We start from the raw sequence: 12,768 nt of genomic DNA on the forward strand, positions 1-12,768 counted from the left end.
TAGGTGAGCCTCGGTGAGATATGGGCCGTCCTGCGCAGACGCTGGTACTTCATGGTGCCCTTCACCGTGCTCGGTCTGCTCGGCGGCACGTACCTGTACGTGACCGTCCCCGTCTCCTACCAGTCGCAGAGCTCGGTCGCGCTCCTCGACTCCTCGGCCGTGGCCCGGCTGGCTCCCACGTTCGGCAACCCCATCTCGAACGCGGGCGGTTCGCTCATCGTCACGGCCGACGTCCTGATCAGAACCCTCGAATCCAGCGACGCCGCGAAGGAGTTGCGCAGCAGGGGCGTCACCGATCCCTACACGGCCGGCTTCGCCCCGGGCAGCGAGAGCCCGCTGCTCCTGCTCAGCGTCACCGGAACCGACCGGGAGAAGGTGCTCGAGGAGACCGACACCCTGACCACCTTCGCCGGCGAGCAGCTGACCGTCCTCCAGGAGGCCGCCGAGGTCCCGCCGGCCTATCTGGTGGAGACCGCGCCCGTCGTGCTGCCGCAGACGCCGGTGGCGGAGTCGAAGAGCCGCTACCAGGGCGTCGCGGCCGTGGTCATCCTCGGTGTGGTCAGCGCGTTCCTGCTGTCGATCCTGATGGAGGGCGTCTCGGTGGTGCGCCGCCGGCGGCGCACCGGCCCGACGCCCCAGGAGACCCGCACCCCGAAGCGGGTCCGGGCGGGACCGCTCGGCCGTGAGGTCGACGCCACCGCGGTCCTCACCGTCTATCTGGTGCTGGCCTTCTTCATCCCGTCCAACCTGGCCCTGCCCGCTCTGGGCGGCGTCGGCACCCCGGCCAACGTCTTCGCCCTGCTCGGGCTGTTGTGGTACGTCGCCACCTGGCTGGGCGGCCGCGTCCTGCCGGCGCCGGGCACCCGCCCCGTACGGGTCGTGATGTGTCTGCTCGGCGTGGCCGTCCTCGCGGCGTACCTCGCCGACGCCCTGCGCGGCAGCTCCCACCAGGAGATCCTCGGGGCCGACCGCGGCCTCATCGGGTTCCTGGTGTGGGTGTCACTGGTCGTCCTGGTGTCCGCGGGGGTGCAGGAGCGCGGACGGCTCGACGTACTGATGCGCCGGATGGTCGTCATGGGGTCCGTCGTCGCCGCGATCGGCTTCTACGACTTCTTCGCCGCCACCAACATCGCCGACTCCCTCCGCGTTCCCGGGCTCCGGACCAGCGTCGCCCAGGTCTCCGTCATGGACCGCGGCTCCTTCACCCGCCCCCGGTCCACCACCGCCCAGCCGCTGGAGTTCGGCGGCATGCTGGCCATCCTCCTGCCCTTCGCGATCCAGCAGGCCTTCGACCCGGTCCGCCGCCATCTGCACGTACTGCGCCGCTGGGGGCCGGTGCTGCTCATCGGCGGCGCGTTGCCCCTGACGGTGTCGCGGACCTCGATCATCGGCTTGCTGCTGGTCGCCCTGGTGATGGTGCCTCGCTGGAAGCCGGCCCGCCGTTGGGCCGCCATCGGTGTGATGACGGCCTCCGTCGCCGTCTTCAAGGTGATCGTGCCGGGACTGATCGGCACGATCACGGCGCTGTTCGCCTCGTTCCTGTCCAACTCCGACAGCAGCACGCAGGCCCGGACCGTCAAGTACAGCGCGATCGTGCCTTACCTGGAGGAACACCCTTTGTTCGGCCGGGGGTTCGGCACCTTCACCCCGGACCTGTACTTCTTCACCGACAACCAGTACATGCTGACCGTGGCCGAAATGGGACTGCTCGGGGCCGCCGCCCTGCTCGCCCTGTTCATCACCGGCATCCACCACGGAGGCGCCGTGCGGCGGCTGGCCCGTACCGAGGCCGACCGGGAACTGGGTCAGGCGTTCTTCGCCTCGTCGCTGGTCGCCCTGGTCATCAGCGCCACCTTCGACTCGCTCAGCTTCCCGATGTTCGCCGGCATCTTCTTCCTGATCCTGGGAGCGGGCGGCAGTTGTCTGGGCTTCGTCCGGCGCGAGGCGGCCACCGCCGGCGCCCCCGGGCCCCGCAGGACCGAAGAGACCGAAGAGACCGAGCTTCCCCGACCAGCGGAGTCCCGATGAGCCCCGTCGCCGTCATCGTCGTCACCTGGAACAGCGCCCCGGTGCTGCCCGGGTTCCTCGCCACGCTGGAGGACGGCATGGCCGGACTCGACTGGCGGCTGGTCGTCGCCGACAACGACTCCGCCGACGACACCGTCGAGGTCCTGCGGACGCTGGCCCCCGGTGCCACCGTCGTGCAGACCGGCCGCAACGCCGGGTACGCCGCCGGCATCAACGCGGCACTGGCCGCGGCCGGTGACTTCGGTGCCGCCCTCGTCTGCAACCCCGACGTGCGGATGCGGCAGGGCTGCGCCGAACGCCTCGTGCACCGGCTCGGCGACGGCACCGGGATCGCCGTTCCCCTGCTGTACGAGGAGGGCCGGGACACGCCCCACCACTCGCTGCGCCGCGAGTCGAGCGTGACCCGGGCCCTCGGCGAGGCCCTCATCGGCAACCGCAGGGCCGGGCGCTTCCCGTGGCTGAGCGAGATCGTCACCGACCCGGCCGCGTACCGGCGGCCCACCCGCGCCGACTGGGCGACCGGGGCGCTCATGGCCGTATCGGCCGACTGCCGGGCCGCCTGCGGTCCATGGGACGAGTCCTTCTTCCTCTACTCGGAGGAGACCGAGTTCTGCCTGCGCGCCCGGGACCTGGGATACGCCACGCGGCTGGAGCCGACGGCGGAGGCGGTGCACCTGGGGGGCGACTCCCGGGTGTCGCCCCGGCTGTGGACCCTGCTCACGCTCAACCGCGTGCGGCTGTACGGGCGGCGCAACGGGGCCCTCGCCACGGCGGGCTTCAGAGCGGCCGTGTTCCTGCGCGAGGTGTCCCGGGCCGCCCTCGGCAGGAAGGCCAGCCGCGCGGCCGCCGCGAGACTGCTGCGGCCGGGCGCGCTGAGGACCACGCCCGGACCGTGACGCTCAGCCGGACCAGGCCGTGTAGAAACTGCCGGGATTCACCAGATAGCGCACGGTGGCGTACGGCACATGGCGCACCCTGTGACCGCGGCTGTAGCGGTGGATGAGCTCCCAGTCCTCCCGCGGCATCACCTCCGGCGTCCGGCGCAGCCGGCTGAAGCGCAGGGAGCCGTTCCGCCGGGCGACGAACGCGTTGGTGTCCAGGAAGGACTCCCGCGCGGCCCGCCGACGGTCGAACGGCACGGACAGGACGTCCCGTTCGGTCCCGTCCGGCAGGACGCGGCGCAGTGCCGTGTAGACGCCGTCGGGCCCGCCGGGCGCCTCCAGGACCGCCAGTGCCCGCTCCAGATGGTCGGGCTCCCACAGGTTGTCGTCGTCCAGGAACGCCACGTACCGCGAGCGCGTGAGCCGGATGCCCACATTGCGCACCACCCCGGCCACCCCGGTGTTGCGGGCCAGCGAGACGGCGAACAGCCGCGGATCCTCGGGGAGGCCGGGGAGCCCGGCGCCGTCGTCGACCACCACGACGACCTGGTCGTGAACGGTCTGCGCCAGGACCGAGCGGACCGCCGCCCGCAGCTCCTCGGGCCGGCGGTGGGTGGCGATGACCGTCGCCACCAGGGCGGCCGGCGGGGGAGCGGAGGCTGCCGCCAGCCGGCGGGTCTCGGCGGTCTCCAGACGGCGGAGCCGCAGCGCGGAGGGAAGGAGCAGGACCTTGTTGCGCAGCTCGAACAGGACGAGCCAGCCGAAGGCGCGCTTGAGCAGCTCCCAGGGAGCGCGGGCGATACGTCGCATGATCCTCTTCCTCAGCCGGCCGGCTCGGGGGTGACCGGAGTGCCGTCGGAGAACCGGTTCCCGCGCCAGACGTTGCCGGAGCCGCCGGCGTTCCAGGCCGCGACCGGTCCGTAGAAACCGCTTCTCGGGTGGTAACGGGTCGAGAAGACGTTGTCGGTGACCGTGATGCCGGTGGCCCCGTCGCCGCCCCCGTACAGGGCGTACGCGCCACCGGCCAGGAGGTTGTTGTCGATCACCGCGTCGGAGACATGGCCGGTGTCGGCGAACAGGCCGACGGCGGCCGACGCTCCGCGGTCCACGGCGACCGGGTTGAGCAGGGTGTTGTGCCGGATCACCAGCTTGCCCCGGTTGCCGCCGCCGCTGATCACCGCGTCGGTGTGCTGCCACTCGCCACCGTTGTTGCGGAACGGGACGAGACCGTGGACGTAGTTGTCGTGGATGTACCCCTGCCCCATGGAGAGGGCGTTGCCGAAGACGGAGATGTCGCACCAGCCGACCTCGATGGAGCTGGTGCCCATGTTGGACACGGCGTAGTTCACTCCGCCGTTGTCGGGGCCCTTGCCGGGGATCGCGGTGATGGTGCTGTGGAGGACCCGCAGACCGCGGTAGCCGGGGCGCAGGTTGACACCCCACCAGTTGGTCGACGTGATCCGGGAGTCGATGATGGTGACGTCGTTCGCGTAGACGTCGAGCGAGCCGGTGATGTCCTGCCCCCTGATGACCGCCCCGTCGGTCCGGACGCTCATGTCGCCCGTCGGCTTCGGCGTCAGCCGGATGCGGGGGCCGGTGCTGCCCGCGTCGGGGAAACCGGCCTCCCCGGGTGCCGCGGAGGTGCCGGGCGGCGTCACCGGTGAGGAGCCGGTCACCGAGGGGGCCGCGGAGGCGGCGGGCGGCATCCCCTGGGAGGGACTTCGTGCGGGCGGGGAATCGGTCTTTGACGGGCCCGGGGAGCAGGCGGCGGTCAGTAACAGGGCCAGGCCGGCCAGCAGGAGGCGGAGCCTCGTCATACGGTCTCCGGGGTCCGGGAGCCGAGCAGGAAGCGTCGGCCGGGCAGCACGCACACCACGTAGCAGGCCAGGGCGCTCGTGCCGATGACGAACAGGGCAAGGGTGCCGTCGCCGAGCAGACGCCGCTCGACGAGCACCACCAGGGCCATCACCGTGCCCGCCAGGAACGGCCAGGCACAGGCTCGGCCGATGTGGCCGAGGCCGATCCCGGCACGGCCGAGGGCGTACAGGAACACGGGGACGACAAGACCGGCGGCGACCACGAGGTGCCCCTGGGAGACACCGACGATGCCGTCCAGCCGCGCTCCGCCGATGAGGACGGGAATCAGTGCGACCAGCCACAGCCCCTGCACGAGGATGAGGGAACGGCGCTGGCCGGCGGCGATCAGACAGTCGTAGGCGAGTTCGCAGCCGATGCGGATCAGGCCCAGGGCCATCAGCCACGGCAGTGCGGCGGCGGCGGGCACCCAGGTGCTGCCGTACACGAGCTCGACGATGGGGGCGGCGAGGCCGCCGAGCAGCACACACAGCGGCACGGTGCCCGTCACCAGGACTCCCAGCGCACGGCTGAAGCCCTGGGCGAGGGCCTGCGGGGAGTCGGCGAGGCGGGAGAAACCGGCGAAGGAGACCCGCCGGGCCGCCTCCGAGATGATGCGGACCGGCCACCCGGAGATGTTGAACGCCAGCACGTAGAAACCGAGCGAGACCCCGCCGAGAGTGGAGCCGACGACCATGGTGTCCACGTTGACGACGGCCAGGGCGAGCAGGCTCGCACCGGCCAGCGGAAGTCCGAACCTCAGCAGCGCGCGCGCCTGTCGGGGGTCCCAGCCGAACCGCAGCGTCCCCGGGGCGGCCAGGGCGCAGCCGACGAGAGCGGCGATGTTGCCCACCACCGCGCCCCAGGCGAAGCTCATCGCACCCCAGCCGGCGAAGGCCAGCGCCAGGGTCACCGCGGTGCTCAGCACGAAGTTCAGCGCGTCGATCACCATGCGCTTGCCCTGGGCGAACTCCCGGGTCAGGAAGCCGGCCGGCACCTGCGCCACCCCGTCGATCACCAGACACAGGCACATCACCCGCAGCACACCGGTGGCGTCCGGTGAGTCGAGCAGTCCGGCCACCGTCGGTGCCGTGACGAACAGGGCCGCGTACAGCAGAACGCTGGTCGCGGCGGCCAGGGTCAGCACGGTCGGTGCGAAGCGGCGCGGATCGCCGTCCCAGCGGACGATGGCCAGACTGACGCCCAGTTCGTTCGCGGAGAGCAGGACCAGCAGGACCGTCTGGGCGATGCCGTAGACGCCCCACTCCGCCGGACCGAGCGCGAAGCGCGCCAGCACGATGCCGGTGGCGAAGTTGCCGAGGCGCATGACCACGGTGTTGACCAGGCTCCAGCGGGCCGCGGACCGGACCTTCGGGCCGAGGGAGTCCGGAGCGGGGGTGCCGCCCGGCTCAGCGGTCCCGCTGTCCGGTGGGCGAACGCTGTCCATGAGTGGGCTCCTCGTCGAGCGGCCCGGCGGCGGGTGTCACGGCCACGCGCCCCGCCTTCGGCTCCGCTGGGGTCCTGTTCTCGGCGGCCCGGGACCACGCGGGCGGGCGCCGGAGGGCGATCGTCTGTTCCGCGACCGGTTCACCGGTCTCAAGGGCGCTGCCCGGCTCCGCGGCCCGCTCCGGTCGCTGCGGCGCGCGTGCCCGGCGGCGCGCCTCGACGTAGAACACGGCGCCCAGACTCAGCACAAGGCCCAGCCCTCCGGCCATGACCAGGTACTCGAGCCGCGCCTTGGTCTGCGCCACCGGATCCTGCGGGGCCACGATGGTGGTCATACGGATCATGGCCTTCGGGGCGACCGCCTGCTGCTTCTGGAACTCCTCCAGCCGCTCCTCTGCGTACGCGGTCAGGGTCTTGGCGGAGGCCAGCACGGCCTTCTCGTCCGTGCCCGTGACGGTCAGCCACATCAGCGGCCCCTGCGCGTTGTCGGCCAGCTTGGCCTCGAACGCTCCCGTCGCTCCCCGGGCCTTCAGCTCCCGGACGGAGCTGTCGGAGTTGAGGTTCCGGGCCAGGCCGTCCGCCATGCCGGTGAGCGAGGTCTGCGTGCTCAGGAAGGGGTTGCCGTCGTAAGCGACCGTGGCCTTCTGGGAGTTGAGGAGAACCACCGTGCTCTGCGACTGGTACGTCACCGGAACCAGCAGGGCCACGGCGGCCATCAGCCCGGCGGTCAGCAGCAGTCCGGGCAGCAGGACGCGCCAGCGCCTGCGCATGACCCGGAAGATCTCCGCGAGATCCATGGTGGTCCCCCCTGGCGACGCGAGGTGCGACGAGAACGTGTTGCAAGCGGATCATATGGAGGACGCCGGGTCGGTGGGCCCCGGCCGGCCGGTGGGCCGTGGCCGCGTGCGCGCGGTGCCTCCGTGCAGCAGCACATCGGCGATACGGTCGCTCGCCCGGCCGTCCCACAGCTCGGGCCGGCGCGGCGCGGGAGGGGCGTCCAGCACCCTGTTCACGATGCTCACGATGCGTGCCGGATCCCGCCCGGCCAGCACGTTGGTGCCCTCCTCGACGGTGACGGGCCGCTCGGTGTTGTCCCGCAGCGTCACGCACGGCACGCCCAGCGCGGTGGTCTCCTCCTGCACACCGCCCGAGTCGGTCAGCACGACGCTCGCCGCGTCCTGAAGCGCGATGAAGTCCATATATCCCGCGGGCGGCACGAGACGGATGCCTCCGGGGACACCGAGCTCGGTCAGCCGGCCGGCCGCGCGCGGGTGCACCGGCAGCACCAGCGGGCAGCGGCCGGCGATCTCGCCCAGCGCCTTCAGCAGCCCGGCGAGCACCCCGGGGTCGTCCACATTGGCGGGCCGGTGCAGCGTGACCAGGCCGTACCCGCCCCTGGTCAGACCGAACCGGTCGAGGACGTCCGAGGCCCGGGCGCGCTCCAGGCTGGCCAGCAACGTGTCGATCATGACGTTGCCGACCAGGTGGATCTGGTCCTCCCGGTAGCCCTCGGTGCGCAGGTTCTCGGCCGCGTCGGGCGAGGGGGCCAGCAGATAGTCGCTGACCCGGTCGGTCGCAACGCGGTTGACCTCCTCCGGCATGCTCCAGTCACGGCTGCGCAGACCGGCCTCGACATGCGCCAGCAACGGGCCAGCCTTCGCGGTGACCAGGGCACAGGCCAGAGTGGAGTTGATGTCGCCGACCACGACGACGAGGTCCGGGGACACCTCGTCGAGCAACGGCTCGAACGCGGTCATCACCCGGCCGGTCTGCTCGGCGTGGCTGCCGGAGCCGACGCCGAGGAAGCGGTCCGGCGGCCGGATGCCCAGCTCGGCGAAGAACACGTCGTTCATCGCCGGGTCGTAGTGCTGTCCGGTGTGGACGAGGAACACCTCGGCGCCCCGGCGCTCCAGTGCGTCCATCACCGGTTTGATCTTCATGTAGTTGGGGCGCGCCCCGGCGACACAGATGATGCGCGGCATTTCTCAGAGCACCTCGATCGTGGGCCGGGACGGCAGCCGTCGCCGGCAGTCGAGGACGAAGGGAGCGTGTTCGGCGACGAGTTCGTAGTCGAAGGAGTCGTGGTCGGTGAGCAGGACCACCACGTCGGCGGCCGCCAGCTCCTCCGGTTCGAGGTCGACCCGCACCAGCCGGGTGTCCACCGGCAGGCTCTCCACGACATGCGGGTCCGCCGCTCTGACCTGCGCCCCCATGTCGAGGAGCAGTTGGGAGATGCGCAGCGCCGGCGACTCACGGGCGTCGCCGGTGTTCTTCTTGTAGGCGAGCCCGAGCAGCAGGATGCGCGAACCGTTGACGGACCGGCGCCTGGCGTTGAAGAGGTCGCCGATCCGCCGTGTCACGTACTCGGGCATGTGGTTGTTGATGTCGTTGGCGAGCTCCACGAAGCGGAAGCTCTGGCCTAATTCGCGCTGCACCCGCCAGGACAGGTACGAGGGGTCGATCGGCAGGCAGTGGCCGCCGACGCCCGGCCCGGGCGTGAACCTCATGAAGCCGAACGGCTTGCTGGAGGCGGCGTCGATGGCCTGCCAGACGTCGATGTCCAGATGGTGGGCGAACATCGCGATCTCGTTGACCAGCGCGATGTTCACATGACGGAAGGTGTTCTCCAGCAGCTTGGCCAGCTCGGCCTCCTTGGGCGAACCCACCGGCACGGTGATGTCGACGAGTTGCGCGTAGAAGTCCTGAACTGCTCTCAGCGAGGCCTCGTCGACACCGGAGACGACCTTCGGAGTCGCCTTGAAGCCCCACACCGCGTTACCGGGGTCGATCCGTTCCGGGCTGTAGCCGAGCTGGAAGTCGCTGCCCGCGGTGAGACCCGAACCTTCCTCCAGGATCGGCGCGAACAGATCCTGGGTGGTGCCGGGGTAGGTGGTCGACTCCAGGACGACCGTGGCTCCGGGGCGCAGGTAGCGGGCGAGGGTGACCGCCGACTCCTTGATGTACCGCAGGTCGGGGGTGCCCTCGTGGAGCGGGGTCGGCACGGTCACGACGGCGACGTCGAAACCGCCGCAGTCACGCGCCGACTCGCTCGGGCGGTAGGTGCCGTTGTCCAGGGCCGCGCGGACCCGCTCGGAGGAGACGTCCTCCACGAAGGACTCGCCGGCCGCGAGGCTCTTGATCCGCCGGGCGTCGACGTCGTAGCCGATCACCTCGTGTCCGACCTCGGCGGCCCGGATGGCCAGCGGCAGGCCGACGTATCCCTGTCCGACCACGACGACGCGCATCAGTGACTCCTGTTCGCGGGAGTGATCGACGGGGTGAGCCGGATTCGCTCGCGCGCCGTCATGAGGACGAAGGCAGCATTGGTGGTGAGATAGCGCCGGCCCAAGCGGCGCGGTTCCTGGAGGGCCCGGTAGAGCCATTCGAGTCCCCGGCGCTGCCAGGACTCGGGGGCCCGCCGGGTGACCCCGGCCAGGATGTCGAAGGAGCCGCCGACTCCGTGCACGACACGGGCGCCGGTACGCGCGCCGTGGGCGGCGGTGAAGATCTCCTTCTTCGGCGAGGTCATGCCGAGGAAGAGCATCCGGGCGCCGCTGCGGGCTATCGAGTCCGCGACGGCTTCCTGCTCGGAGTCGTCGAAGTAGCCGTGGCGGCTGCCGGCCACCTCCAGACCGGGAAACCGGTCGGCCACCCGGCGCAGCATCTCCTGGAGCACCTCCTGCCTGGCGCCGAGGAAGTACACCGACATGCCCGCCGACTCGGCCTCCGCCAGCAGCCTCAGGAACAGGTCGATACCCGCCACCCGCTCCGGCAGCGGAGCACGCAGTACGCGCCCGGCCCAGACCACGGCCTGCCCGTCGGCGAGGACCAGATCACAGCCGGCCACCGCCTCGGCGAGCCGCGGGTCCCGCCGCATGTTGACCAGCTTCGCCGCGTTGACCACGCCGATCTCCAGCTGCCCGCCGTCCCGTACCGCGGCGAGGCAGCGCTCCACGGTCTGGTCCATGGTCAGCGGGTCCAGCTCGATCCCGAACAGTGACTGCCGCTCGCTCATGTCCGGCCCCCCTGCCAGGCGTAGAGCATCCAGCCGAATTCGTACGGCCGGCATTCGCGGTCCACGGACAGCGGGGGGTACACCCGGTCCAGAGGCTTCAGCCGGAGGCCCGGAACGGCCCGCGTGGACAGTCCGCGGGCGGCGCGTACAGCCTTCTTCGGATCGCCCCGGTAGACCTTGCGCCAGGTGACGCTCAGCTCGTCGAGGATCAACGGCTCCTGAGCGGCAGGGTGTCCGGCCAGTTCCGGCACGTCCGTCATCCAGCGCAGACCCTTGCGGACCGACGCGCCGAAGTCGCTGCCGCCGGCATCGGCGAGATCGAACAGGGCGGTCGGCGCCATCGCGTGCTGATGGACGCTGTAGACCGGATAGCCCTCCACGACACCGCCGGTGCGCGCGTCGTAGTGCCACCACCACTGACCGCCCTCGCCCTGGAGCTCGCAGATACGGGCCGCGCACGCCTCGGACGCGGCCAGCGCCTCGGGATCGCCGTCGCCGCCGGCGTGGGCGCGGGCCAGCGCCTGGAGCGGGTAGGTCTGGTCGGCGAAGCAGCTCACATGCACCCGGTACCAGGGCACCAGGCCGGGGCCGGTGGCGTGCGGGAACAGCGGACTGCTTCCGATCCGGGCCCGCAGCAGACGGTCGCGCGCTGCGGTGAAACGTCTCTCCACATGAGCCGAGTCACGAGCCGCCGCGAGCGCGGACAGCACCCATGCCGCCTCGACGGTGTACTGCGGCCGGTCGTGGTCGTCCAGCGCCTCGACCCGGGCCAGGGCGTCGGAGAGCTTGGGGTGCCCGGTCTCGGCGGCGGCCCAGGCGATGAGCGCCGCGTCGCCGAGGTTGGTCACCGAGGGCAGGGACTCCACCAGCAGGCCGGTGAACTCCTGGGCGGTACGCCCCGCGAGCACCACCCGCTGGCGGTCCTCGGGCAGGTGACGGACCCCGAGAGCGGTGATGGCCGCGTACCGTGTGCTGGTCCCGCGCTGCTCCAAGCTCCAGGAACCGTCGGGCGCTTTCGTCCCGGCCATGGTGAAGGCGAAGGCCTCCTTGCCGGGTAACAGCATCGACGGCAGGCCTGATTCCGCCAAGGAAAGGAGCCGTTGAGCGAGTGGAAGCAGCGACGGTTCGTCACGACCGAGCGTCGCCAGACGTGAAGTGGTCATCTTTCGGACACACCAACCCCCCTGTGGGTCCTGTGCAGAACAGACTGGTGTCCGTCGGGCCGCAACCGGCCGGACGGTAAAAGGCAGACGTCAGGCGCCGCAGCGTCAGGCGCTCCCGGCTTCGGACACAGGTGTCCCCATCACCCCGTAACCCCCCCTGGGCACGACTGGCTTGTGCGCTCATTGTGCTCGGTCTGCACACTTCGCGCACATGCTATGTCGGTAGATGTTTGAGGATTTTCCCTTTGAGAGAAACAGCTGAAAACAGCTGTGAACAACAACCGGTGCCGGACGTCACGCCCGCTCCACGAGTCCGCCGTCCTTCTCGTCGTACAGCATCCCCGTCTCCGGGCACTCCCAGCAGCCCGGCTCGCCCCCGTGCTCGACCAGCCGGACGCCGACCCGGCCGACCCAGCCGATCCGGCGGGCCGGAACGCCTGCCACGAGAGCGAAGTCGGGCACGTCCCGGGTCACCACGGCGCCTGCCGCCACCAGCGCCCAACGGCCGACGCGCACCGGGGCCACACAGACCGAACGGGCCCCCAGGGACGCCCCCTCGTCCACCACGACCGCCACGGCCTCCCAGTCGTCGCCCCGCTTCAGCCGGCCCTCCACGTCCACCGACCGGGGGAAGTAGTCATTGGTGAGCACCGCCGCCGGGCCGACGAACACCCCGTCACCGAGTACCGCCGGTTCGTAGACCAGTGCGTAGTTCTGGAGCTTCACGTTGTCGCCGATCCGCACCCCGGGGCCGACATAGGCTCCCCGTCCCACGATGCAGCTGCTGCCCAGCCGCGCGTCCTCACGGATCTGGGCCAGATCCCAGACCGTCGACCCGGCGCCGATCGTGGCCGACTCGTCGACCTGGGCGGTCGGCTGGACCCTGAAGTTCATCTGGTTGAACCTTTCTGCCAAGTGGCCGCCGCGGACGAGGGGCGTGCGTGGGCCAGGGGGTGGGTGGGTCACAGTACGGCCCGTTCCTTCAGCGGTCCCATGAGAAGCGGTTGTCGCGGTACCACCGGACGGTTTCCGCGAGGCCCCTTGTTCGAAGTTCTTGCGGACGGTGACGTCCGGATCCGTCCCGGTGCGAGGCGGGAGCAGCAGTCGGTGCCGATGGCACTGTGCAGAAGAGAGTTCCGTCCCTGGACTTCCGCGGTGACGGAACAGTTCCGCGTCGAGGACCTGTCACCGGCCTTCGCACCCGAGTCGGTGAAACCGGCGGCCCGCTTCCCCGTCCAGTCCTGGACGAACCACCACCGCAGTGCCCTCGCCCCGTTGGCCGATACCGGGATCGGGCGGAACCGGTTCGACGGGTGACATCGCGTCGCCGCGCCGTTGCCCTCACCACGAGGCACGGACGCGGGAGTATCAACGGGGCTTG

12 protein-coding genes are annotated in these 12,768 nt (G+C 71.0%); 3 read left to right on the plus strand and 9 right to left on the minus strand.

Going from position 1 to position 12,768, the window contains the following annotated elements; translation table 11 throughout:
* Positions 1-3: 3 nt before the first annotated feature.
* Together ACIF80_RS13515 and ACIF80_RS13520 are read left to right on the plus strand one after the other, a co-directional pair.
* Positions 4-2,028, plus strand: a complete 2,025-nt coding sequence (locus tag ACIF80_RS13515; protein ID WP_399803387.1) for an O-antigen ligase family protein — start codon at positions 4-6, stop codon at positions 2,026-2,028.
* Positions 2,025-2,924 carry a glycosyltransferase family 2 protein gene (locus ACIF80_RS13520; protein ID WP_399803389.1) on the plus strand — a complete coding sequence of 300 codons (900 nt, stop codon included), beginning with the start codon at positions 2,025-2,027 and terminating at the stop codon, positions 2,922-2,924. Before ACIF80_RS13515 ends, ACIF80_RS13520 begins: the two co-directional genes overlap by 4 nt.
* A 3-nt stretch (positions 2,925-2,927) precedes the next feature.
* Here ACIF80_RS13520 and ACIF80_RS13525 read toward each other — a convergent pair whose 3' ends face one another.
* The 9 genes from ACIF80_RS13525 to ACIF80_RS13565 all read right to left on the minus strand — a co-directional run bounded on the left by ACIF80_RS13525 (position 2,928) and on the right by ACIF80_RS13565 (position 12,281).
* Positions 2,928-3,719, minus strand: coding sequence for a glycosyltransferase family 2 protein (locus ACIF80_RS13525; protein WP_399803391.1), 792 nt, complete (start codon positions 3,717-3,719; stop codon positions 2,928-2,930).
* 11 nt (positions 3,720-3,730) lie between these two features.
* Entirely contained in the window at positions 3,731-4,726 is a 996-nt protein-coding gene (locus ACIF80_RS13530; protein ID WP_399803394.1) for a hypothetical protein, read from the minus strand.
* On the minus strand, positions 4,723-6,210 hold the full coding sequence (locus ACIF80_RS13535; protein WP_399803396.1) for an oligosaccharide flippase family protein: 1,488 nt from the start codon (positions 6,208-6,210) through the stop codon (positions 4,723-4,725). Before ACIF80_RS13535 ends, ACIF80_RS13530 begins: the two co-directional genes overlap by 4 nt.
* On the minus strand, positions 6,173-7,006 hold the full coding sequence (locus ACIF80_RS13540) for a Wzz/FepE/Etk N-terminal domain-containing protein (RefSeq protein WP_399803399.1): 834 nt from the start codon (positions 7,004-7,006) through the stop codon (positions 6,173-6,175). The genes ACIF80_RS13535 and ACIF80_RS13540 overlap by 38 nt, the downstream gene beginning before the upstream one ends.
* Before the next feature lie 51 nt (positions 7,007-7,057).
* A complete protein-coding gene (gene wecB / locus ACIF80_RS13545; protein WP_399803402.1) occupies positions 7,058-8,191 on the minus strand; it encodes a non-hydrolyzing UDP-N-acetylglucosamine 2-epimerase in 1,134 nt (377 codons plus the stop codon).
* A gap of 3 nt (positions 8,192-8,194) precedes the next feature.
* The gene (locus ACIF80_RS13550) at positions 8,195-9,454 is read right to left on the minus strand and encodes a nucleotide sugar dehydrogenase (RefSeq protein WP_399803405.1); all 1,260 of its coding nucleotides are present in this window, start codon (positions 9,452-9,454) and stop codon (positions 8,195-8,197) included.
* Positions 9,454-10,224 (minus strand): WecB/TagA/CpsF family glycosyltransferase, encoded by a 771-nt coding sequence (locus tag ACIF80_RS13555; protein ID WP_399803408.1) that lies wholly within the window; start codon positions 10,222-10,224, stop codon positions 9,454-9,456. The genes ACIF80_RS13550 and ACIF80_RS13555 overlap by 1 nt, the downstream gene beginning before the upstream one ends.
* On the minus strand, positions 10,221-11,312 hold the full coding sequence (locus ACIF80_RS13560) for a hypothetical protein (protein ID WP_399803411.1): 1,092 nt from the start codon (positions 11,310-11,312) through the stop codon (positions 10,221-10,223). Before ACIF80_RS13560 ends, ACIF80_RS13555 begins: the two co-directional genes overlap by 4 nt.
* Before the next feature lie 369 nt (positions 11,313-11,681).
* Positions 11,682-12,281: an acyltransferase gene (locus tag ACIF80_RS13565; protein ID WP_399803414.1), complete on the minus strand. Its 600-nt coding sequence runs from the start codon at positions 12,279-12,281 to the stop codon at positions 11,682-11,684.
* Between the two features lie 261 nt (positions 12,282-12,542).
* Here ACIF80_RS13565 and ACIF80_RS13570 point away from each other — a divergent pair, with 261 nt between their 5' ends.
* Entirely contained in the window at positions 12,543-12,704 is a 162-nt protein-coding gene (locus tag ACIF80_RS13570; RefSeq protein WP_399803415.1) for a hypothetical protein, read from the plus strand.
* The last annotated feature ends 64 nt before the right edge of the window (positions 12,705-12,768 follow it).

The sequence above is a fragment of the Streptomyces sp. NPDC085927 genome, assembly GCF_044540975.1.
Lineage (GTDB): Bacteria > Actinomycetota > Actinomycetes > Streptomycetales > Streptomycetaceae > Streptomyces > Streptomyces hirsutus.

Excerpts from the sequence above, each read along its gene's own strand:
- ACIF80_RS13520 (WP_399803389.1), top strand. The coding sequence starts at position 2,025 with ATGAGCCCCGTCGCCGTCATCGTCGTCACCTGGAACAGCGCCCCGGTG.
- ACIF80_RS13525 (WP_399803391.1), bottom strand. The coding sequence starts at position 3,719 with ATGCGACGTATCGCCCGCGCTCCCTGGGAGCTGCTCAAGCGCGCCTTC.
- ACIF80_RS13530 (WP_399803394.1), bottom strand. The coding sequence starts at position 4,726 with ATGACGAGGCTCCGCCTCCTGCTGGCCGGCCTGGCCCTGTTACTGACC.
- ACIF80_RS13535 (WP_399803396.1), bottom strand. The coding sequence starts at position 6,210 with ATGGACAGCGTTCGCCCACCGGACAGCGGGACCGCTGAGCCGGGCGGC.
- ACIF80_RS13540 (WP_399803399.1), bottom strand. The coding sequence starts at position 7,006 with ATGGATCTCGCGGAGATCTTCCGGGTCATGCGCAGGCGCTGGCGCGTC.
- wecB (WP_399803402.1), bottom strand. The coding sequence starts at position 8,191 with ATGCCGCGCATCATCTGTGTCGCCGGGGCGCGCCCCAACTACATGAAG.
- ACIF80_RS13550 (WP_399803405.1), bottom strand. The coding sequence starts at position 9,454 with ATGCGCGTCGTCGTGGTCGGACAGGGATACGTCGGCCTGCCGCTGGCC.
- ACIF80_RS13555 (WP_399803408.1), bottom strand. The coding sequence starts at position 10,224 with ATGAGCGAGCGGCAGTCACTGTTCGGGATCGAGCTGGACCCGCTGACC.
- ACIF80_RS13565 (WP_399803414.1), bottom strand. The coding sequence starts at position 12,281 with ATGAACTTCAGGGTCCAGCCGACCGCCCAGGTCGACGAGTCGGCCACG.